The sequence below is a fragment of the Shewanella sp. 492 genome (assembly GCF_059338445.1).
This window is the reverse complement of the sequence record NZ_CM181702.1, coordinates 997525-1018418: the sequence shown is the minus strand read 5'-3', so window position 1 is coordinate 1018418 and position 20894 is coordinate 997525. Positions and strand designations below refer to the sequence as shown.

Genomic DNA, 20894 nt, shown 5'->3' with positions numbered 1-20894 from the left:
ACTTACTCTAACTCCGAATTAGAACAGGATTTTCTAAAACCACAGTTGTAGACATAACTTTTCGCCTAAAATGATCTTTTGGAGCCTGAATCGTTTTATCACCCAATAAATATTGGGTTTCGTTAGTGTAACTCCGATCTTCCTCTACAGCCCTAACAAGCAAAAAAACTTTAAGTGCTACAATCCTCTGAAATGATTGATTATCCCACATGGTTGTATCAACGCTTGCTGGAGGCACATAGCGATTTGGGATATCATTTCCATTGTCATCAATCCCATACAGAATTCGCATATTTTCAATCCCTTCAACAAGCTGCTCTTCATTTTTCATTCCGCTTGTAACAGAAAGAGTTTTCCTTCTCAGTACCGGAGTAGAGCCATCATTTTTGATGAAATAGATATGATGTACGTATTCCCAAAGTCGACTGTTATCTAATACAGGCGTAGTTTGATTACCCGTAAAAAAAATTGCTTGGCTAGACGTTGTAGCAACATAATGATTCGACGCATCATTAGCCGTCAAAGTACTTGGCCCACTAAGCCTCTTTATTTGAAGTACATCAGTGTTATTTTTTACACCTGTTAAACAACTAAAACTTGCACCACTGACACCCGCTTCATATCCCCATAAACGCCGGAAATGAGATGCTGTGCTATTTGGTAAAGATGCATTATTAACACCGCCACCAACACAATCATTAGGCACTGCCGCTGAATTGATTGTAGTATTTGTACCGACGATAAAATCAGTCCCCGTCATATCTCCCATAAACCCAAGTTGTGAAAGGTCGCGTTCCATAATCGCCAAGGCAATACGGCCATTTTCTTGCAGTTGGTTAAATTGACTAGTAGTGGTGACATTAGAGGAAGACATGCTAAACATGGTGAATATGCCAGCAGTTAAAAATAAGCTAATCACCAAAGCGACCATCAACTCGACAAGTGATAGCCCTGACTGGAAATAATAACGACCTGACGTGTTTTTCATCTATATAATCACTGTTTGAATAGAATAGATACGGCGGTTTTCAGTGCTAGCAGCGCACTTTGGTGATGTGTCGATAATAGGTGAGTCGGCATCAATTTTAGTTTCTCTTATACCTCGCCATGCCATCACAACTGTCACCGTATTAACAGCAACGCTAATGCACCCCGTCGGCGTATCTAATCCGCCGACATTTTTGCCACCCACGGTTTCTGCAGTCCCTACAAAAGAAGCACGCCACTCATATAAATCCCATGCAACGAGTTCAGCAGGATCACATAGCGCAGCCCCCTTACACTCTTTTCCCGCAGCAGAAGGTACTCCTGAATAGACTCCAGCATAATTAGCTATCTCGCCTCGATTTAACTTCATACGGTTAATAATATCGTTTGCGTAATAGGAAGCTTGGGTTTGCTGGAAGGATTCAAAGCTGCCTCGCTTGGCAATCACATGAAGATTAAAAATACCGACTAAGCCAATAACTAAAATGACCAGCGATACCATCACTTCGATGAGGGAAAACCCTTTCCCACTGTTTTTCATGGTGTCAACTCTCCGATATACGCCATAATCTTGACAGCCATTTCAGCCATATACTCTATACAAATCTGAAAGTTAGCTTGACCATAAACTATACTCGTTAATAGTAGATTAGTCGAATGTTACCTGCTAGTAATCCATTAATCCAGCTTGAAGTAAGCTCGTTCAATTGCGTGAATTTTAAACACAAAAAAGGAGGCTAAGCCTCCTTTTTAAACCAAAACAATCGGTTAATTACCTCAGTTCCGCTGGCACGGCAAAAACAGTATCTTCTTTACGCCCTTCCACTTCAGTTATCACGCTTGGTGCTAACTGCGCGATGGCATCGATTACTTGCTTAACCAAAACTTCAGGCGCAGAGGCTCCGGCGGTCACAGCGACCTTTTCGACACCATCAAACCATTCGGCGACAATATCATCGGCATTGTCGACCAAATATGATTGAGTGCCTTTCTTTATGGCCAGTTCTTTTAACCGGTTAGAGTTTGAACTGTTCTTAGAACCGACCACGATAAACAAGTCGACATCATCGGCCACATTGCGCACCGCATCTTGACGGTTTTGGGTGGCATAACAGATATCATCTTTACGTGGCCCCTGGATCGACGGGAAACGCTGCTGTAAAGCCGCGATAACATCGGCAGTGTCATCCATTGAAAGCGTAGTTTGAGTGACAAAACATAGGTTTTCAGGATCTTTTACCACTAATGCTTCAACATCGGCTGGAGACTCCACCAGTAAAACCCCACCGTCAGGGTTGTCATATTGCCCCATGGTGCCTTCAACTTCAGGATGCCCAGCATGGCCGATAAGGATGCATTCAATCCCTTTACGGCTCGCTCTAGTCACTTGCAAATGCACCTTAGTCACCAATGGGCAAGTTGCATCGAAAACGCGTAAACCGCGTTGTTTCGCTTCAGTGCGAACAGCCTGCGACACTCCGTGTGCACTAAAGATCACTATGCTGTCATCGGGCACTTGATTTAGCTCATCGACAAACACGGCGCCTCTATCTTTTAGGTTTTGCACCACGTAACGGTTATGCACCACCTCATGACGCACATAAATTGGCGGCGAAAACAGTTCAAGGGCACGCTCAACAATGCTGATGGCGCGATCGACGCCGGCACAAAAACCACGAGGGTTGGCCAGTTTGATTTGCAAACTTTGCGGAGGGTTGGTCATCGCCATAATTAAAGTACCTGAACCACTTCTAATTCAAAAGTAACGGCGCGACCTGCCAATGGATGATTGAGATCAACCGTCACCGAGTCGCCTAACACGTCACGTACAATCCCCGGAATTTCGCTGCCACCGGGGCCAGCAAAACTGACAATCACGCCAGCCTCTAAGTTCATATCGGCGGGGAATTTTGTTCTGTCCATATGGTGAATTGCATCTGGATTGGACTCACCAAAGGCATCGGCCGCCTGCAATGTAAAGCTGTGCTTATCGCCTTGAGTTAAATTGATAAGCTCAGCCTCAAAAGCTGGGCTTAACGTCTCATCACCAATGTTCAATTTAGCCGGCTTGCCCGATGCTTTGGTACTGTCAGCGGTCGAACCATCTTCAAGTACTATATTCATGTGGCACAATAACGAACGAGATACAGACACTGAATTACCCCTTTGCGGCACTTTCGCCGTTTGGTTTACGCTCGGTAATAAACGAATCAACAATGATAAGCCCCGCACCGACACAGATAGCTGAGTCGGCAATATTAAAGGCGGGGAAATGACTCGTATTCCAATAAAAATCAAGGAAATCGACAACAAACCCATGTTGTAAACGGTCGATTAAATTACCTAATGCACCGCCAATAACCAAGGTATAGGCTAAGTTTAATCGCCACAGACCGCGGTGCTGCTTGCGCAGCCACACAGTCAATAGAGTACTAAAGCCGACGGCTACCACAGTAAATAACCAACGCTGCCAACCACCTGCATCACTCAAAAAGCTAAAGGCTGCACCATAATTTCGCACATAGGTGAAATTAAAAAATGGTAACAACTTGATTGACTCATACAGGTCAAAACTGGCTAACACCCATTGTTTGGAAAGTTGATCGGCGATAAACACCAACACAACTATCCAGTACCAACGTAAGCCACTCTCTTTCCAGCTTGATGGCATAACGATTCCCTTACGCGAACTGACGAACTTCGCCGTCACCTTCGATGTTAGTCACGCAGCGCGTACACAAGGTTGGATGCTCAGCCACTTGGCCAACATCTTCTCTGTGGTGCCAGCAACGCTCACACTTGTGAGCAGTCGACTTATGCAAACCTAGCTTCAGGCCAGCTAATTCAGTCGCAATGGCATCGGCAGGTGCCTGTGCTAAATCAACCACTGTAGTCTTGGAGGTGAGTAACACAAAGCGCAGCTCGTCACCCAAAGTGTTTAATGCACTAGCAAGAGTCTCGTCGGCATAAAGAGTTATTTCAGCCTCTAACGAGCCACCTATTTGCTTTTCACGACGTGCATTTTCAATCACTTTATTGACTTCATCACGCACGCTCAACAGCTGCTGCCAATAAGCATCACTCAAGTCAGACTCAAGCGTCACCGATTGCAAACCTTCAAACCAGGTTTCGGTAAAGACAAATTCACCACGCTCGCCCGGTAGTAAGTGCCAAATCTCATCTGCGGTAAAGCTTAAGATTGGTGCAATCCAACGCACCATGGCTTCAGAGATCAGATACAAGGCAGACTGACAGCTACGACGTGCATGGCTGCTATCTTTAGCCGTGTATTGTCTGTCTTTGATAATATCAAGATAGAAACTACCCAACTCAACCGAGCAGAACTGCATCAGTTTTTGCGTCACTAAGTGGAAGTTATATTGATCGTACGCTTCAAGCAGTTCTTGTTGCAGCGCTGCAGCGCGGCGTACAACCCAGCGATCTAACGCCACCATGTCTTCGACGGCAACCATATCGGTTGCCGGCTCGAAACCAGTAAGGTTAGCTAGCAAGAAACGAGCGGTATTACGAATACGACGATAGGCATCGGCGCTACGCTTTAAAATCTCATCAGAAACGGTCATTTCACCGCTGTAATCGGTGGCTGCGACCCACAGGCGAAGAATGTCAGCTCCCAATTTATTGGTGACATGCTGCGGAGCAATCACGTTACCCACAGACTTAGACATCTTGCGGCCTTGACCATCAACGGTAAAACCGTGAGTCAATACTTGCTTGTATGGGGCTTTACCGTTCATGGCGGTTGAGATCATCAATGATGACATAAACCAACCACGGTGCTGATCGCTTCCCTCTAAATACAGGTCAATGGGATGACCATTAAATTCAGGACGCGCAGCAACAACCGATGAGAAAGTCGAGCCTGAGTCATACCACACATCTAAGGTGTCAGTGACTTTACGGTATTGTTCCGCTTCATCACCAAGCAGTTCTGCGGCATCGAGATCCCACCAAGCTTGAATACCTTGTTGCTCAATGCGGTGCGCTACGCGCTCCATCAATGCCACGCTGTCTGGGTGTAATTCTTCAGTTTCACGGTGTACAAACAAGGTAATCGGCACGCCCCAAGTACGCTGGCGTGAAATACACCAGTCAGGACGGTTCTCGACCATTTTTTCGATGCGGCTTTGGCCCCAATCTGGGATCCACTGCGTCTGTTTAATTTCGCTCAATGCTTGCGTACGTAGCCCTTTTTGATCCATTGAGATGAACCACTGTGGCGTAGCGCGGAAGATAATTGGCGTTTTATGGCGCCAGCAATGCGGGTAGCTGTGATTAATCGCCACATGATTCATTAAGGCGCCCTTCTCTTCGAGCAGCGCAATCACACTCTTGTTGGCTTTAAATACGTGTTGACCAGCAAAGATCTCAGTATCGGCTTTATAAACCCCGTTATCACCAACAGGATTAGCCACTTCCAAACCGTACTTTTGGCCAACGACGAAATCGTCCTGACCATGACCAGGCGCGGTATGCACCACACCAGTACCAGAATCAACAGTGACGTGATCGCCTAGAATAACCGGCACATCAAAGTCGTAGAAGGGATGGTTAAAACGTAATAGCTCTAGCTCAGCACCAGCTACTTTTGCTAGCACAGTGTGGCTTTGTGCGCCATAGCGCTCCACACACGACTCAACCAATTCATCGGCTAACACTAAGGCTTGAGTATGGCCATCTTTAGTGATTTCAACCAAGGTATATTCAATGTTAGCCGCAACCGATAAGGCGCGGTTAGCTGGCAGTGTCCATGGCGTCGTTGTCCAGATAACCGCTGAAATAGTATGCTTGTAGTCACTTAAACCGAATTTAGCTAACAGTGCAGGTTTATCAACCACAGAGAATGCCACATCGATAGCTGGCGACATCTTGTCTTCATATTCCACTTCCGCTTCTGCTAAAGCAGAACCACAATCGGTACACCAATGCACTGGCTTAACGCCTTTGTGTAAATGGCCGCTTTCAATCACTTTAGACAATGAACGAACGATGTTGGCTTCGGTGCTAAAATCCATGGTTAAGTATGGATTTTGCCAATCGGCAAACACACCTAAACGGATAAAGTCTTCACGCTGACCATCGACTTGCTTGGCCGCGTATTCACGACATTGTTGGCGAAACTCTGCTGCTGAAACCTTATGACCAGGTTTGCCGACTTTCTGCTCAACCTTAAGTTCAATCGGTAGGCCATGACAATCCCAACCAGGAATATAAGGGGCATCGAAACCCGACATGGTCTTAGACTTGATAATAATGTCTTTGAGGATTTTGTTAACAGAGTGACCAATATGAATGTCACCGTTTGCATATGGAGGACCATCATGCAAAATGAAAGGCTTAGCCCCTGTGCGACTTTCACGAATCTTTTGGTATAAACCTTTTTCGGTCCAAGATTTCAACATCTCTGGCTCACGATTAGCCAAGTTACCACGCATCGGAAATTCTGTTTCCGGTAAATTCAGAGTAGATTTATAGTCGCTCATTTGATCCTATACCGTTTATTTAGCTAAAAGAGCTCAGCCTGCATCAAAGCCAAGCAGAGCCAGTGCTCTGTCAGCATCATTTTTAATTTGTCGCTTCAGCGCATCTAACGATTTAAATGGCTGTTCATCGCGAATTTTTGCCACTAATTCAACTTCAACGGTTTTTCCGTAAAGATCACCATCAAAATCAAATAAATGGACTTCTAACTGACAATGCTGTCCATTGACTGTCGGCCTAAAACCAACGTTGGCGACACCTTCATAGATATCACTTCCGGCCCAAAACAACTTAACAGCAAATACCCCCCGCACCGGAGAGACTTTACGTTTCAAGGCGATATTGGCTGTCGGAAAACCGATAGTACGCCCAATTTTTTCACCATGGGCAACACGGCCACACAGGGTAAAAGGGTGCCCGAGTAAACGCCTAGCTTGCTCTAAATTGCCTTGTGCCAATTGCTTTCTAATTTCGGTGGAGCTGACGCGCTTGTCTCCAAGGACAAAACTTGCGGTGCTGACCACGGCGAAACCAAACTTTTCACCCGCACGCTTAAGCATGTCGAAATTACCGCTACGATGTTGGCCAAAACAAAAGTCATCACCAACAACTAAGTATCTAACCCCAAGCTGTTTGACCAACAATTGTTCGATAAATGCTTCAGCAGGCATCGCGGCAAACTTACGGTTAAAGTTAACACACAGTAAGCGGTCAATCCCTAACTCTTCAAGCAACACAATTTTATCCCGCAGCAGACTCAAGCGTGCAGGCGCGCTATCACCTTGAAACAGCTCTTGAGGCTGAGGTTCAAAGGTCATAAGCGTTGCTGGAACACCATGCTGCTGCGCTTTTTTAACTAGCGCAGTAATGACTTCGGCATGGCCTCGATGCACACCATCGAAATTACCAATGGTTAGCACACAGCCATGGTGTCTAGGTAAAATATTGTGTATACCGCGGATCAGTTCCATTACATTCAATAACTAGCTAGCATAAGTTGGCGGATTATATACCAGCTAAGCACGATAATCAGCACTCAAAAGCCAGCTTTCATTCTCCAAGGACGAATTCCTAACAATACCATAGCCAATAAGTAGACCACAGCACCGAGTCCTATAAGGCCTGATAACGCCATAACTCGAGCAGTGAAAGACATGGCAAGCCATTGTTCTAAAATAGGTAAATTCAATAACAACACAATTACCATTAAGCCAGCTGCTACCAAGGTTTTGATGAAAAATATTAATGTTTGCTTACTAATCTGATAAACCCCAGCGCGATGTAAACCACGATATAACAAGCCAGCATTCAGCAACGCCGACATGGATGTGGCAATGGCTAAACCAACATAACCAAAGGGAATGGCAAAAATAAGGTTAAACGCCATATTACTGACCATAGCGATGATGCCATAGCGCACGGGTGTTTTAGTATCTTGGCGAGAGTAATAACCAGGGGCCAGTACCTTAATCAACATGAAACTGAGTAAGCCTGCACCGTAAGCCATTAAACTGTATGACGCCATATTGACATCCTCAAGGCTAAAGGCGCCGCGCATAAACAGCACCATTAACATAGGTTTAGCCAGCACGATTAAGCCGCACATAGCCGGTAGCCCAAGCAATAAAATGGCCTTCACTCCCCAGTCCATGGTCAGCGAAAACCCTTGGCCTTGCGCATTTACATGCCGCTTAGATAATGCCGGTAAAATTACCGTCGCAATGGCAATGCCAAACAAGCCTAAGGGGAACTCTAATAAGCGATCGGAATAATAGAGCCAACTGATCGAACCTGTCACCAAGAAGCTGGCAATAAAGGTATCGAGCAGCAGATTAATTTGCGACACTGACACACCAAATAACGCCGGGATCATCAAGGTTCTAATTTTCACAACCCCAGGATGATGCCAACCCCATGATGGCTTAACTAATACCTTTTCGCGTAACAAAAAGGGAATTTGAAACAAGAACTGGATCACCCCACCGAAAAAGACACCCCAGGCGAGGCCTATTTCAGGTTTTTGCAATGTCGGCGCGAGATAGATGGCCGCTGCGATGATGGCTACGTTTAAAAACACTGGCGTGAAAGCCGATACCGCAAAGCGTCCTCGAGTGTTAAGAATTGAGCCGGCCAATGCAGTAAAGGTAATAAACCACAAGTAGGGAAAGGTAATTTTAAGCATTAATGAGGCTAGTTCAAACTTTTCACCATTAGGTTCATCATTTAACCAAGCTAAAAACCAGCCACCACCAAACAAGGCGGTTAATACCGGAGAAGCTATCACCCCGACAAGGGTGACTATCGTCACTAAAATCCCCAGTGTACCTGCCACCTTCGACAGCAGTTCACGTACCTCTTGTGCATTGTGTTTTTCTTGATATTCCGTTAATACCGGCACAAAAGCTTGTGCAAAGGCTCCCTCAGCAAAAAGACGCCTTAAAAAATTAGGAATTTTATTGGCAAAAAAGAACACGTCGGCACTGCTACCGGCGCCCATTAAATTAGCGATAACCACATCGCGCACAAGCCCTAAAATACGAGAAATCAACGTCATGGCACTAACGATCATGCCAGACTTAAATAGTTTTTTGCTCAAAATGCCCCCTGTTCTGAGCACAGACAGCGACAAAATAAACGGAAAAGTCTATTTAAGCTCTGTCCCAATGCAGCTTTTGCTGCTAGAATTGCGCACCATATTACACGAGTTAGGTTGAAGAACGCCAAGTATGCTCTGATTAATTTATCTTTAAGATAAAGATCCGATCATTGTCATTGACAAAGTGACTAAAAAAAGGCATATTCCTCGACCTTTAAAAATATCTAACCCTTTTAGGAGTTGCACCTTGGCTAATAGCAAGTCTGCAAAGAAGCGCGCGCTTCAATCTGAAAAACGTCGTCAGCATAATGCTAGCCGTCGTTCAATGTTACGTTCATACGTTAAGAAAGTTATCGCTGCTATCAACGCTGGCGATCACAAAGCGGCGACTGAAGCATTTAATGTTGCACAACCAATCGTTGACCGTATGGCGACTAAAGGCCTTATTCACAAGAATAAAGCTGCTCGTCAAAAGTCTCGCTTGAATACCAGAATCAAAGCTCTAACTGCTTAATTCTGTTAGCGACATAAAAAAACCGGCTCAAGCCGGTTTTTTTGTATCTGCAATTTACCAAGACCGTGTCTTTCATCATAAAAAGGCAATAAAAAAACTGACAAAGCTTTCGCTATGTCAGTTTTGCCCTCGCTGCACTAACCGTTTCAGATCAATGGCAGTAGATAGTATTGAGCAGCTTAATGATCTCAGACACTTCTTGACTCTTTAGCGAGTAAAAGACGGTTTGAGCTTCTTTACGCGTTTCAACTAAATTATCCTTACGGAGCCACGCTAAATGTTGTGACAACGCAGATTGGCTTAGGCCTAACTTCTTATTCATCTCACCCACACACATCTCACCTTCACTCAGAAGGTAACATAAGATAAATAACCTACGTTCGTTGGCCAACGCCTTGAGCAATACAACAGCATTGTCAGCTCGTTGCTGCATCAATTCTATATTCATTACGAGCAATCTCTCCTAAAACAAACCCCGGCACTAATATAGCGTTGACTTAAAGATATAGTCGGGACATAAAGCACACTTTTTGGTAGATTGTTTTCAAAAATGGGACATACGTAATAAAAACAAAGGAAACTCATGAAACGCTCTGCCCTTACTCTACTCTCCGGCGCTCTTTTTGCTGGAATAATTGGCTGCCAACAAACACCCGCACAAGATAATCATCAAGAGGTGAGCCTGCAACTGCAACAACAAGCATTAAACTCAACATTGGCGTTTGATATTGTCGAATCATTAACCGTTGAAGTGGGCCCACGCTTACCAGGCAGTAAACAAGATTTACTCGCCGTAAAATGGGCCGAAGACAAACTCAATTCATTAGGGTTTGATAAGGTCTATAAAGAGCCGGTAAAAATCCCCGTATGGCAACGTGGTGAAGCCAGTGCTCGGGTGGTCTCTCCTTTCCCCCAACCGATAGTCATCACCGCCCTTGGCGGCAGTGTGGCAACCTCAACTACAGGCATAAGCGCCCCTATTGTTCAATTTGCCAACCTCGCGGCACTCGAACAAGCCGACAGGCAGCAAGTCGAAGGCAAAATTGTCTTTATCGATCATCGCACCCCCCGCTTTAAAACGGGCAAAGGCTATGGCCAAACCGTTGGTGGCCGCTCTAAAGGTGCTGTGGCTGCCGCTAAAAAAGGCGCTCTAGCCATAGTCATTCGCTCTATTGGTACCGATCATGATCGTATGGCGCATACCGGTATGATGCGTTATCAAGAGGGTGTGACAAAAATCCCGGCGGCCGCCATGTCAGCGCCAGATGCAGATTTATTAGGATTGATGTTAAAACGCGATCCCAATGTCGTGCTGCAATTGCACATGTCACCGACAAATTTAGGTTATGCCACCTCCTACAATGTGATTGCTGAAGTCACTGGCAGCAGCAAAAGCGATGAAATTGTACTGATTGGTGCCCATTTAGATTCATGGGATGAGGGCACAGGTGCTATCGATGATGGCGCAGGCGTGGCCATTGTCACCACTGCCGGCCATTTAATCTCACAACTAGCGACGAAGCCTGCCCGTACAGTCAGAGTCGTGCTGTATGCGGCAGAAGAGATAGGCTTAATCGGTGGTAAAACCTATGCCAAAGCACATCAGCAAGAGCTAGCTAAACACTACATTGCTGCTGAGTCCGACTTTGGTGCTGGACGCATCTATCAAATTGATTTTAATGTGGACCCCGATGCGTTTAACCCATTACAACAACTGACCCAATCTATGCAAGCCAATGATGTCGCTGCCGGCAATAATAACGCCTCTGGGGGACCAGATGTTTCTATGCTACCTAGCTATGGCGTGCCAGTTGCTTCATTACGCCAAGATGGCAGCGACTATTTTGATTATCATCACACCCCTAACGATACTCTAGATAAAATCGATCCTAAGGCATTAGCGCAAAATGCGGCAGCCTATGCTCAATTTGCCTATTTGATGGCGCAATCAGACATCCCCTTAAGACCTGTAGATACGTCAAAATAAGTCAAGGGCAACACCACAGACAAAAAATCCAATATCATCGCTGATATTGGATTTTTTTTACTGTTAAAAAGAACTTAACCGCTCACTTAACTTTTAACCGCTCAACATTGGCCTGTTGGCTAATGCCAGTCAGTTAAGCTGATTGGCATTTTTCTTTTTATGGGGATATTTGCTTGGTTTTGACTTTATAGCCCTTGGGTACACCCTATCTTCTCGTTTCGTTGGTAGCTCGAAGTTACCTAGCATTTCTATCAGTTGCTCGTAATGTTTGGGTAAATTTCCTGGGTTCATCAGTGGTAATCTTGCTAGGTAACTTAGTATCGTACTCGCACAATTACTGAAGCTGAGGCGATTGGCCCATATTCCTTTTCTTGATGCGGCCTCAGTCATTGCTTGACGCATCAGGTTGTAGCCAAGTAGTAAGCCCCAAAGTTCCTGTTCTACCATCTCTGATTTTTTACTTCTTAGCGTATACTCGCTGTTTAGTAGGGTTTGTTTCATCTCTCTGTAGCCAAGCTCTATTTCCCATCGATGATTATATAACTCAACGATGTCAGCACTTGGAAAGCGTAATGGGTCGACCATTGAGGTTAATACCTGATGCGTCTTACCTTTTATTGATTTTGTCACCAGCCTCGCTTCTATATGCGTCGGTAGCGCTGGGTTTTGTTGTCTGGCTTGGGCGGTTATTGCCAATTTCACCTGTTTATCTAACCGGCCATTTGAGTGTAAAACCTCGTACTGAAGCCCCTTTCTCGCAGGGATTAACCAGTGCCGCTCTTCACCACCTAGTTGCCATTGATGTAGCAAGTTTAAGGAGTAAAAACCTTTATCGAACATCGTGAGACTATGGTCTGGAGTTGACTGTATGAGCGCTTCTGCTAGCTTCATTTCACTCGTTTTATAACCATCAAACGCGCTATTTATCAGTTGATGGCTAGTGAGCTCCATATGACACACCATACGAACCTGAGGAAATGAGGTGTCACCATGTTGATTTGATGGTGAGCCAAAAGCATTACGATTATCAGCGGTGTCTTGAGTGCGCCAGACTACACCATCAACGGCTAATAAATTCAGTCCACACCATGTCTCAAATTGAGTGTTGCTATAGTAATGTTTTGCCATCATTTGAAAGGCATTTTTCATACTCTGCACACCTAACCTCTGGCGCCCTTGAACAAGAGCACTGGGGGCAATGAGCTTCTTTTTACCTGGTAGCATCAACTCCATATGAGTCGCAAGCTCCCATACAGACTGTTGTCGGTAAAAACTCATACCAATGACAGACCACATAACTGCATCAAGGGGTAAGCGACGTTTTCTTACTGTGGCGACCCCCGCAGTTTCAAAGGCTTGCTGGATGATGTTTTCATCCAATAAGTGATTAAGATTGGTAAAAGCTGTGGCTTCTTGGTGGTATTCAAAAGCGGTGCAGAAAGCTTGTTCTAAAGACATAAAAAAATCCAATATCATTTCTGATATTGGATTTTGAAGCCTTTTAAAGATCGGTCAACTGATCGTTTATATGCTTAACTGATCAGCATTAGCCTGTTGGCTGCTTTTTTATAGGCTTAACTACTGCGCTTCACGCAAAAAAACCGGCTCATGCTGTGTCGATTCGGCTTCGCTATAGTAATAGCCTGCACAATCGAATTTAATCACCCCTTGATAATCTTTGACATCATTATCTAACAGATAACGCGCCATCATACCGCGGGCTTTTTTGGCATAAAAACTAATGACTTTATACTGACCATTTTTATGATCTTTAAAAATAGGGGTGATCAGCTGCCCATTTAACAGCTTAGGTTTTACCGATTTAAAGTACTCATTAGACGCTAAATTGACAATCAGCTCATCACCCTGCTCTGCGAGCGCCTTATTGACCTGCTCGGTAATAATGTCGCCCCAAAATTGATACAAATTACTGCCACGAGAATTGGCTAAGCGGGTGCCCATTTCGAGACGATAAGGCTGCATTAAATCTAATGGACGCAGTAAGCCATATAAACCCGACAGTATTCTTAAACGTGCCTGAGCTCGTTGCAAACTCGACTCCGATAAGCTATCGGCATCTAAGCCGGTATAGACATCACCGCGAAATGCAAACAGTGCTTGTTTGGCATTATCAAGATTGAAATCGGCAGTCCAAGATGAAAAGCGCGCTGCATTGAGTCCCGCTATTTTATCGCTAACCTTCATTAAGGAGGCAATATCAGCAGGGGTTAATTGTCGACAAGTATCAATCAACAGCTCACTGTGTTGCAGCAAGGCTGGCAGGGTATGTTCCTGGGTTATAGCAGGATTGTCATAATCCAATGTTTTGGCTGGCGACACTAAAATCAGCATTAGATGTCCTTTAAAGGTGAGGATTCAATAGGACTATGATACTGATGCAACCATAAAAAAACCACGCTTAAACGGCGTGGTTTTTTAGATAGTGCTGATTCAATTATTAAATCAAATCCAGTAGACGTAACTAGGCTTCAGGTACGGCGCTCGATCTCTTTTCTTCATTGCTGAGTACGGTAGCACTCGGCTTACCTTTCCAGATACCTTCGTCTAAGCCATTGATCTCAGGAAAGTCAGATGCATGAAATGTGGGGGTTTGGCCGGCCTTGATCTGACGCTCGTAGTCTTTGATCACCGCAAACGCCACCTTAGATAACATCACAATTGCCGCAATGTTCACTAACGCCATCATTCCCATAGAAAGATCGGCAAAATTCCATACTAGTTGTAATGAAGCAACCGAGCCTGCCATCACCATGACAAGTACTAATGCGCGAAACGCATAGAGCACTTTTTTACTCTTAGTTAAAAACATCACATTGCTTTCAGCGTAACTGTAGTTGGCAATAATCGATGAGAAGCAAAATAAAATGATGGCAAACGCGACAAAATACGCCGCCCAGCTACCAACTTCATTCGTTAACGCCAGCTGCAACAAGCCAATGCCTTTTTGATCCCCTGGGTTATCCAGCACACCAGATAACAAGATAATCGCCGCTGAAGCGCTACAGATAATGATAGTGTCAACAAATACACCAATCATCTGTACAAAACCTTGAGAGGCTGGATGATTAGGGTTAGGACTTGCAGAGGCTGCGATATTAGCCGCACTGCCCATACCGGCTTCATTCGAAAACAGGCCACGAGCAATACCCGCCATCATGGCGCCCATTGCACCACCAGCGGCTTCTTCCCATCCAAAGGCACTTTTAACGATGAACGCTAGTGCCGCTGGCACTTGCTCGATATTTATCACTAACACCACTAGCGCAATGGCCAAATAAGCTACCGCCATCACAGGCACAATAAGCTCAGAGGCCTTAGCAACCTTCTTGAGCCCACCTGTAATAATATAGGCCGCAGCAAACATAATGACCAGACCTACAAGGGTTTTGTCGTACCCAAAGGCATTATTTAACGCATCAGTCATGGTGTTGGCTTGCGCTGCATTAAATGCAAAGCCAAAGGCGATGATCAGTAACACAGAGAATACGGTCCCCATCCACCGCTTACCCAAGCCTCGCTCCATATAATAAGCAGGCCCACCACGGTATTGACCATCGCTGTCTTTAACCTTATAGACTTGCGCTAAGGTCGACTCTATAAATGCGGTGGCCATTCCTAATAATGCAATAAGCCACATCCAAAAAATGGCTCCAGCACCACCAACCGTAATGGCAACGGCTACCCCCGCCATATTACCAGTGCCGACTCGCGCCGCCATCGAAGTGCAAAACACCTGGAATGACGAAATGCCATTTATTTTCTCACGACCTTGTATTACCAGCTTAGCGCCATGGCCAAACATGCGAAGTTGAATAAAACCTAAACGCAAAGTAAACAATACGCCAGCAGCCACCAGCACGTATATCAATACACTGCCCCATAGCACACCGTTTATCGCATTGATCGTCGTTTCAACTAAATTTAATAAAGATTCAAACATAGTACTTGATAATCCCCAGAACGAATTCAAACGGCCAACAGGCTCGCTCTCAGCGTCAGTGTGTTTAATTTCCTTCCCAATTTGATCGAACAATCTCGGTAGAATTTTCTTTTCGAATTGTCCTTTCATGATGCCTAAACATCATGCCTACCGGATTCAACGCGCCAAAATAGCATACCCTTAAAAAATCACCATGTGATCTAGATCACAATTACCCATCCACACGACAAGCTAGTCATGCAATATTACAGAAATAAATCACACTAATAACCTAAGTAACAATGCGATCACAGAAAGGTTGTTAACAAACCCATCAAATTATGACTTTTAAAAAATAAGATATCGAACACGTTTTTGTAATAAAATTACAAATATAGTGACCCACATAAGATTTAATTAACTTTTATGCTTACCATCAATGGGGTTCTTTATGTCACAACAAGAGATCAGTGCACTTAAGAAATTTGTGAGAGCGACCAACTTCCTCGCCACCTCGCAAATTTACTTAAAACAAAACGTACTACACAAACGTCCTTTAGAGCACAGCGATATCAAACCTAGACTATTAGGGCACTGGGGCACATGCCCTGGGATTAACTTCGTTTATGCTAACGTTAACCGCCTCATCGCCAAACATAACCGTTCTTTCGTCTATTTAGTCGGTCCAGGCCATGGATTTCCTGCGGTACAAGCTAACCTGTTTATGGAAGGATCGCTAAGCCACTACTACCCAGAGACCATTCCATACAATGAGACGGGTATTGAGGATATCTGTAAGAAATTTTCAGCAGCGTATGGCTACCCATCACACGCAAACCCTGAAGCGCCAGGACAAATTCTAGAAGGTGGTGAATTAGGCTACTCTCTCTCTGTTGCGTGGGGCGCCGTACTCGATAATCCAGATCTGATCGCTGCTTGTCTGATTGGTGATGGTGAATCTGAAACGGGTCCATTGGCAGCATCTTGGTATGCCAACCGCTTAGTTTCGCCAAAAAATAACGGTGCGGTACTACCGATCGTGCATATCAATGGTTACAAAATCTCTGGTCCTACCCGTATGGGACGTATGAGCCATGAAGAGCTAGATCTTGAGTTTAGAGGCTTAGGCTACCACCCCATTATTGTTGATGATCAGCTTGAAGAAGACGTATATGTTCAAATGACTGCCGCAATGGATACGTCATATGCAATGATCAACGACATTCAAACGCGTGCCCGCTCAGGCGAAGATGTGGTTAAGCCTCGCTGGCCTGTGATTCTTATGCGTACCGCTAAAGGTTGGACAGGTACCGCGGAATTTGGCGGTAAGAAATTGGAAGGTAACTGTGAATCACACCAAGTTATCGTTAACAAGTGTGCCACAGACAAAGGTCACCTAGATGCATTAGAAGCTTGGTTAGCCAGCTATAAATTTGATGAACTCTACAGCATCAATGACAAGGGAGAGCTCATTTTTGATGAAGAGATCCAGTCTTTACTACCGCCAAAAGAGCTGACTTGCGGACGTCAAAAGTTAAGTTATGGTGGCGAAGTCGTTCGTGCATTAGCGCAGCCCGATCTAGAAAAACTCGCTTACGGTGCAGAAACGCCTCGTGGTCAACGTGGTTTATCCATGTACAAAATGGGCGAATGGATGCGTGATGCGATGAAACTCAACCGAGATCAACGCAACCTACGTATTTTCTGCCCTGACGAAACTTATTCAAATCAGCTTCAAGCCGTATTTGAAGAAACCGATCGCGCTTGGCAGTGGCCGATAGAGAGTTGGGACCAAGATATGTCTCGCGACGGTCGCGTCATTGAACTGTTATCTGAAAACCTCCTGTTTGGTATGCTTCACGGCTACACAGTAACGGGGCGTCACGCCATGTTCCCCACTTATGAGGCATTCTCACAAGTGGTATCGTCTATGGCTGACCAATACTGTAAATATGTATACGCTAGCCAAGGTGTTCATTTCCGTAAGCCAGTGCCTGCATGTAACGTGGTATTGTCTTCGCTGCTTGAACGTCAAGACCATAACGGTTACTCACATCAAAACCCCTCATTCTTGGGTGCGATGTTAGAGAAGCATCCAAAAATCATCTCTGCGTATCTTCCTGCTGATGGTAACAGCACGCTAGTGTATACCGAGCGCGCATATCAAGATCGTGACAAGCTCAACATCTTAGTGGCAGGTAAGAAAGAGTTACCACAATGGTTAACGCTTACCGAAGCGCGCCAGCAAGCCAAAGATGGGGTGATGGTGTGGGACTTTGCCTCTGATGAAAATCCAGATGTGGTCCTCGTTGGTTGTGGTGACTACGTCACTCAAGAAGCAATGGCTTCGCTCGTACTCATTAGAGAACTGCTACCAAAAGTACGTATCCGTTTCGTCAGCGTAACCGAGTTAACCAGTAGCGGTCTAGGTAGCCTAGAGTTCCAAAGCAAGCCTTGGTTGATGGATGAGGTGTTCACTGCTGATAAAGGCGTGGTATTTAATTATCACGGCTATCCAAATACCATTAAAAAGTTGGTCTTTGATTACAAAGGCAGCCGCAGATTCCGCATCAAAGGCTACGAAGAGGAAGGTTCGACTACGACTCCATTCGATATGGGAGTACGTAACGGTACTTCTCGCTACCACCTTGTTATCGATATGGCATACAAGCTATTCCAACAAGGCGTTATCGACGAAACTCAGCACGTAGGTATCACAACCGATATGCTACAACGCTTAGTCGACCACCGGAATTACATCAAGGCGAATGGCGTTGACCCAAGCAATATCGAAAACTGGGTCTGGACTCGTTAAGCCAATATTCACCGTCTAAAAGACCAAAGGTGCTCATATGAGCACCTTTTTTTATTACACTAAAACAACTAAAAACCAAAAAACCTGCTACAAAAATAGCAAAATCTGAATTATCGACAGATAATATTAGGGCTAGCGATAAAAGCAAAGGATCCCCCATTAAGTGCTAGCGTGTCTTTCGTGCAATATAGACACTCTCGGGGCTAGATAAATAATCAAAGGATATTGAAATGATGAATAATACATTAAAAGCAATTCTGCTGACCTCAATGCTTCCATTTGCAGCCCATGCAGCACAAGAACTTACCCCATGGTATGTCGGTGGTGGATTAGGTGTAAATAACTACGAACCTAACTGCGATCAAAAAACCATGAAAACCTGTGGCGAAGATGACCCTTATGCTTGGGACGTTTTTGGTGGTTATCTATTCAACGACTATTTTGGTGTTGAACTAGGTTACCGCGATCTTGGCCGCGCCGAGTGGGTTGATTATGCAAACAAGCTCAATGATGCTGGCGCTAAAGGCATGACCTTAGGTTTAGTTGGTTTTTGGCCATTCGCGGATCGTTGGAGCCTTTCTGCTGAAGCTGGTGCAATGAACTACGTGCTCTCAAACAACAAACAGTGGGGTAGCGAATACTACAGCGACAACGGTATTGCCCCCTATGTTGGTGCAGGTATCGGCTATAACTTTACTGAAAACTTCAAACTGCAAGCTAAATACCGTCGCTATGAAAATCTCGATGAAGATAAATGGAACACCCTAGAGATGGAAAGCAACTACTGGGGTCTTGAACTAAGTTATCGCTTCGGCCATACCGTGCCCGATCCAGTTGTAGTTGCAGCTCCAGTTGACTCTGATAATGATGGTGTCACCGACGATATGGATCAATGCCCCAATACTCCTACAACCCATAAAGTCGACGCCAATGGTTGTACTATCTACAAAGAAGTAACGGAGCAACGTGATCTTGGCTCTATTCTATTCGCCAACAACTCTGCAGCAGTTAAGCAAGAATCATATGAGCGTATAGAGAAACTTGCGACATACATGAAGGAGAACCCCTCTTCAACCGTACTTATCTCTGGTCACGCCTCGAATGTAGGTGATCCCGATTACAACATGGATCTTTCAAAGCGCCGTGCAATGGCGGTTGCTGATATTCTGGTAAACACATATGGTGTCAGTCGAGATCGCGTATCTGCAAAAGGTTATGGTATTACCCAACCAATCATTGAAGGTCGCTCAGCTGAAGCGAATAAAGCCAACCGCCGTATAGAGGCTCATTTGACAGGTATTCGAACCGAACCGGTAATGCGGTAATTAGTTGCTAGTCACATCCATTAAGGATAAAAATCGCTGCTTAGGCAGCGATTTTATTTATTGCCACACTTAACAACGTATACTAATTAGCAATAAGATAAACTAAATAGCTAGACAATATGCCGCCGCTAGGGCACCTGCACGATATTTAGCAACTTTTCTGTATTTTTTTTTCAATCATGGTTGGAAATATCGGCAAAATCGCGTCTAATAGCGGTTAGTAAACAACAAAACTTAAGCTGCTTCTTAAGAAGGATGTAATTTTCATGGCTAATACACTAGAGCAATTCAAATCGATCACCACTATCGTTGCCGACACTGGCGATATCGAGGCGATCAAGCGTTATCAACCACAAGATGCCACGACTAACCCGTCACTTATCCTCAAAGCAGCACAAATCCCTGAATATCAACACCTAATAGATGATGCGATTGTCTGGGCTAAGGCTCAGAGCGACGATCTTGAACAACAAATAGCCGACGCGGGCGACAAACTGGCTGTCAATATTGGTGTAGAAGTCCTAAAAATTGTTCCTGGTCGCATCTCGACCGAAGTTGACGCTAGATTATCGTTTGATAAAGCGGGTTCTATCGATAAAGCACACAAGCTGATCAAGCTTTATGAAGCTGCTGGAATTGATAAATCACGTATTTTGATAAAGCTCGCCTCGACTTGGGAAGGCATTTGCGCAGCAAAAGAGCTTGAACAACAAGGGATCAACTGTAACCTAACGTTACTGTTTTGCTTTGCACAAGCACGGGCCTGTGCCGAAGCTGGTGTTTATCTTATTTCGCCATTTGTAGGGCGTATTCTCGATTGGTACAAAAAAGACACAGGTAAAGACTACGCGGCGAGCGAGGATCCTGGCGTCGTATCAGTAACCAAGATCTACAACTACTATAAGCGTCATGGGTTTAAAACCGTGGTGATGGGCGCCAGCTTCCGTAACACCGGCGAAATAATGGAGTTAGCTGGTTGCGATCGCTTAACCATTGGTCCAGCCCTCCTTGAAGAGATGGCTAATAGTCATACCCCTGTAGTACAAAAGTTAACCCCAACAACGGATATCGTTGCACCGGGCACTCCGATGTCAGAAGCCGAATTTCGCTGGGAGTTTAACCAAGATCCTATGGCTGTAGAAAAGCTGGCCGAAGGCATACGTAACTTTGCCGTAGATCAAGGCAAACTTGAACAGATGTTAAAAACGCAACTGCAAGCATAAAAGGC

The 20894-nt window shown here is 44.9% G+C and carries 17 protein-coding genes; 5 read left to right on the top strand and 12 right to left on the bottom strand.

Annotated elements, in window-relative coordinates; all coding sequences use genetic code 11:
• Window positions 1-7 precede the first annotated feature (7 nt).
• The 8 genes from AC5YBX_RS04515 to murJ all read right to left on the bottom strand — a co-directional run bounded on the left by AC5YBX_RS04515 (window position 8) and on the right by murJ (window position 9085).
• A complete protein-coding gene (locus AC5YBX_RS04515; RefSeq protein ID WP_494524422.1) occupies window positions 8-988 on the bottom strand; it encodes a PilW family protein in 981 nt (326 codons plus the stop codon).
• Window positions 989-1528 carry a type IV pilus modification protein PilV gene (pilV, locus tag AC5YBX_RS04510; RefSeq protein WP_494519824.1) on the bottom strand — a complete coding sequence of 180 codons (540 nt, stop codon included), beginning with the start codon at window positions 1526-1528 and terminating at the stop codon, window positions 989-991. It lies immediately after the preceding gene.
• A gap of 231 nt (window positions 1529-1759) precedes the next feature.
• A complete protein-coding gene (ispH, locus tag AC5YBX_RS04505; RefSeq protein ID WP_494521653.1) occupies window positions 1760-2689 on the bottom strand; it encodes a 4-hydroxy-3-methylbut-2-enyl diphosphate reductase in 930 nt (309 codons plus the stop codon).
• A 29-nt stretch (window positions 2690-2718) separates the two neighbouring features.
• On the bottom strand, window positions 2719-3141 hold the full coding sequence (fkpB, locus tag AC5YBX_RS04500) for an FKBP-type peptidyl-prolyl cis-trans isomerase (RefSeq protein WP_494519825.1): 423 nt from the start codon (window positions 3139-3141) through the stop codon (window positions 2719-2721).
• Between the two features lie 4 nt (window positions 3142-3145).
• Window positions 3146-3658 (bottom strand): signal peptidase II, encoded by a 513-nt coding sequence (gene lspA, locus AC5YBX_RS04495; protein ID WP_494519826.1) that lies wholly within the window; start codon window positions 3656-3658, stop codon window positions 3146-3148.
• 10 nt (window positions 3659-3668) lie between these two features.
• On the bottom strand, window positions 3669-6491 hold the full coding sequence (gene ileS, locus AC5YBX_RS04490) for an isoleucine--tRNA ligase (protein ID WP_494519827.1): 2823 nt from the start codon (window positions 6489-6491) through the stop codon (window positions 3669-3671).
• 33 nt (window positions 6492-6524) lie between these two features.
• A complete protein-coding gene (ribF, locus tag AC5YBX_RS04485; RefSeq protein ID WP_494519828.1) occupies window positions 6525-7460 on the bottom strand; it encodes a bifunctional riboflavin kinase/FAD synthetase in 936 nt (311 codons plus the stop codon).
• Window positions 7461-7525: 65 nt separating this feature from the next.
• Window positions 7526-9085, bottom strand: a complete 1560-nt coding sequence (gene murJ / locus AC5YBX_RS04480) for a murein biosynthesis integral membrane protein MurJ (protein ID WP_494524421.1) — start codon at window positions 9083-9085, stop codon at window positions 7526-7528.
• 247 nt (window positions 9086-9332) lie between these two features.
• Here murJ and rpsT point away from each other — a divergent pair, with 247 nt between their 5' ends.
• Entirely contained in the window at window positions 9333-9599 is a 267-nt protein-coding gene (gene rpsT, locus AC5YBX_RS04475) for a 30S ribosomal protein S20 (RefSeq protein WP_494524420.1), read from the top strand.
• A gap of 151 nt (window positions 9600-9750) precedes the next feature.
• On the opposite strand, the gene AC5YBX_RS04470 is transcribed toward rpsT, so the two are convergent.
• Window positions 9751-10047, bottom strand: coding sequence for an ArsR/SmtB family transcription factor (locus AC5YBX_RS04470; protein WP_110456556.1), 297 nt, complete (start codon window positions 10045-10047; stop codon window positions 9751-9753).
• Window positions 10048-10182: 135 nt separating this feature from the next.
• Here AC5YBX_RS04470 and AC5YBX_RS04465 point away from each other — a divergent pair, with 135 nt between their 5' ends.
• Window positions 10183-11586 carry a M28 family peptidase gene (locus tag AC5YBX_RS04465; protein WP_494524419.1) on the top strand — a complete coding sequence of 468 codons (1404 nt, stop codon included), beginning with the start codon at window positions 10183-10185 and terminating at the stop codon, window positions 11584-11586.
• 129 nt (window positions 11587-11715) lie between these two features.
• On the opposite strand, the gene AC5YBX_RS04460 is transcribed toward AC5YBX_RS04465, so the two are convergent.
• From AC5YBX_RS04460 to AC5YBX_RS04450, 3 genes are all read right to left on the bottom strand, one after another.
• Complete coding sequence (locus AC5YBX_RS04460) at window positions 11716-13044, bottom strand: IS4 family transposase (protein ID WP_494523596.1); 1329 nt, start codon at window positions 13042-13044, stop codon at window positions 11716-11718.
• 120 nt (window positions 13045-13164) lie between these two features.
• Window positions 13165-13938: a peroxide stress protein YaaA gene (gene yaaA / locus AC5YBX_RS04455; RefSeq protein WP_494524418.1), complete on the bottom strand. Its 774-nt coding sequence runs from the start codon at window positions 13936-13938 to the stop codon at window positions 13165-13167.
• 130 nt (window positions 13939-14068) lie between these two features.
• Window positions 14069-15547 (bottom strand): alanine/glycine:cation symporter family protein, encoded by a 1479-nt coding sequence (locus AC5YBX_RS04450; protein WP_494519832.1) that lies wholly within the window; start codon window positions 15545-15547, stop codon window positions 14069-14071.
• Window positions 15548-15977: 430 nt separating this feature from the next.
• Here AC5YBX_RS04450 and AC5YBX_RS04445 point away from each other — a divergent pair, with 430 nt between their 5' ends.
• From AC5YBX_RS04445 to tal, 3 genes are all read left to right on the top strand, one after another.
• The gene (locus tag AC5YBX_RS04445) at window positions 15978-18341 is read left to right on the top strand and encodes a phosphoketolase family protein (RefSeq protein ID WP_494524417.1); all 2364 of its coding nucleotides are present in this window, start codon (window positions 15978-15980) and stop codon (window positions 18339-18341) included.
• Window positions 18342-18571: 230 nt separating this feature from the next.
• Window positions 18572-19666, top strand: coding sequence for an OmpA family protein (locus tag AC5YBX_RS04440; RefSeq protein ID WP_494519834.1), 1095 nt, complete (start codon window positions 18572-18574; stop codon window positions 19664-19666).
• 266 nt (window positions 19667-19932) lie between these two features.
• On the top strand, window positions 19933-20889 hold the full coding sequence (gene tal, locus AC5YBX_RS04435) for a transaldolase (RefSeq protein WP_475516100.1): 957 nt from the start codon (window positions 19933-19935) through the stop codon (window positions 20887-20889).
• The last annotated feature ends 5 nt before the right edge of the window (window positions 20890-20894 follow it).

Bases quoted from the DNA above. Each gene is read 5' to 3' on its own strand.
- lspA (WP_494519826.1), bottom strand. From the start codon at position 3,658: ATGCCATCAAGCTGGAAAGAGAGTGGCTTACGTTGGTACTGGATAGTT.
- ileS (WP_494519827.1), bottom strand. From the start codon at position 6,491: ATGAGCGACTATAAATCTACTCTGAATTTACCGGAAACAGAATTTCCG.
- AC5YBX_RS04515 (WP_494524422.1), bottom strand. From the start codon at position 988: ATGAAAAACACGTCAGGTCGTTATTATTTCCAGTCAGGGCTATCACTT.
- AC5YBX_RS04470 (WP_110456556.1), bottom strand. From the start codon at position 10,047: ATGAATATAGAATTGATGCAGCAACGAGCTGACAATGCTGTTGTATTG.
- yaaA (WP_494524418.1), bottom strand. From the start codon at position 13,938: ATGCTGATTTTAGTGTCGCCAGCCAAAACATTGGATTATGACAATCCT.
- ribF (WP_494519828.1), bottom strand. From the start codon at position 7,460: ATGGAACTGATCCGCGGTATACACAATATTTTACCTAGACACCATGGC.
- AC5YBX_RS04450 (WP_494519832.1), bottom strand. From the start codon at position 15,547: ATGTTTGAATCTTTATTAAATTTAGTTGAAACGACGATCAATGCGATA.
- AC5YBX_RS04460 (WP_494523596.1), bottom strand. From the start codon at position 13,044: ATGTCTTTAGAACAAGCTTTCTGCACCGCTTTTGAATACCACCAAGAA.
- AC5YBX_RS04465 (WP_494524419.1), top strand. From the start codon at position 10,183: ATGAAACGCTCTGCCCTTACTCTACTCTCCGGCGCTCTTTTTGCTGGA.
- tal (WP_475516100.1), top strand. From the start codon at position 19,933: ATGGCTAATACACTAGAGCAATTCAAATCGATCACCACTATCGTTGCC.
- AC5YBX_RS04445 (WP_494524417.1), top strand. From the start codon at position 15,978: ATGTCACAACAAGAGATCAGTGCACTTAAGAAATTTGTGAGAGCGACC.
- pilV (WP_494519824.1), bottom strand. From the start codon at position 1,528: ATGAAAAACAGTGGGAAAGGGTTTTCCCTCATCGAAGTGATGGTATCG.
- AC5YBX_RS04440 (WP_494519834.1), top strand. From the start codon at position 18,572: ATGATGAATAATACATTAAAAGCAATTCTGCTGACCTCAATGCTTCCA.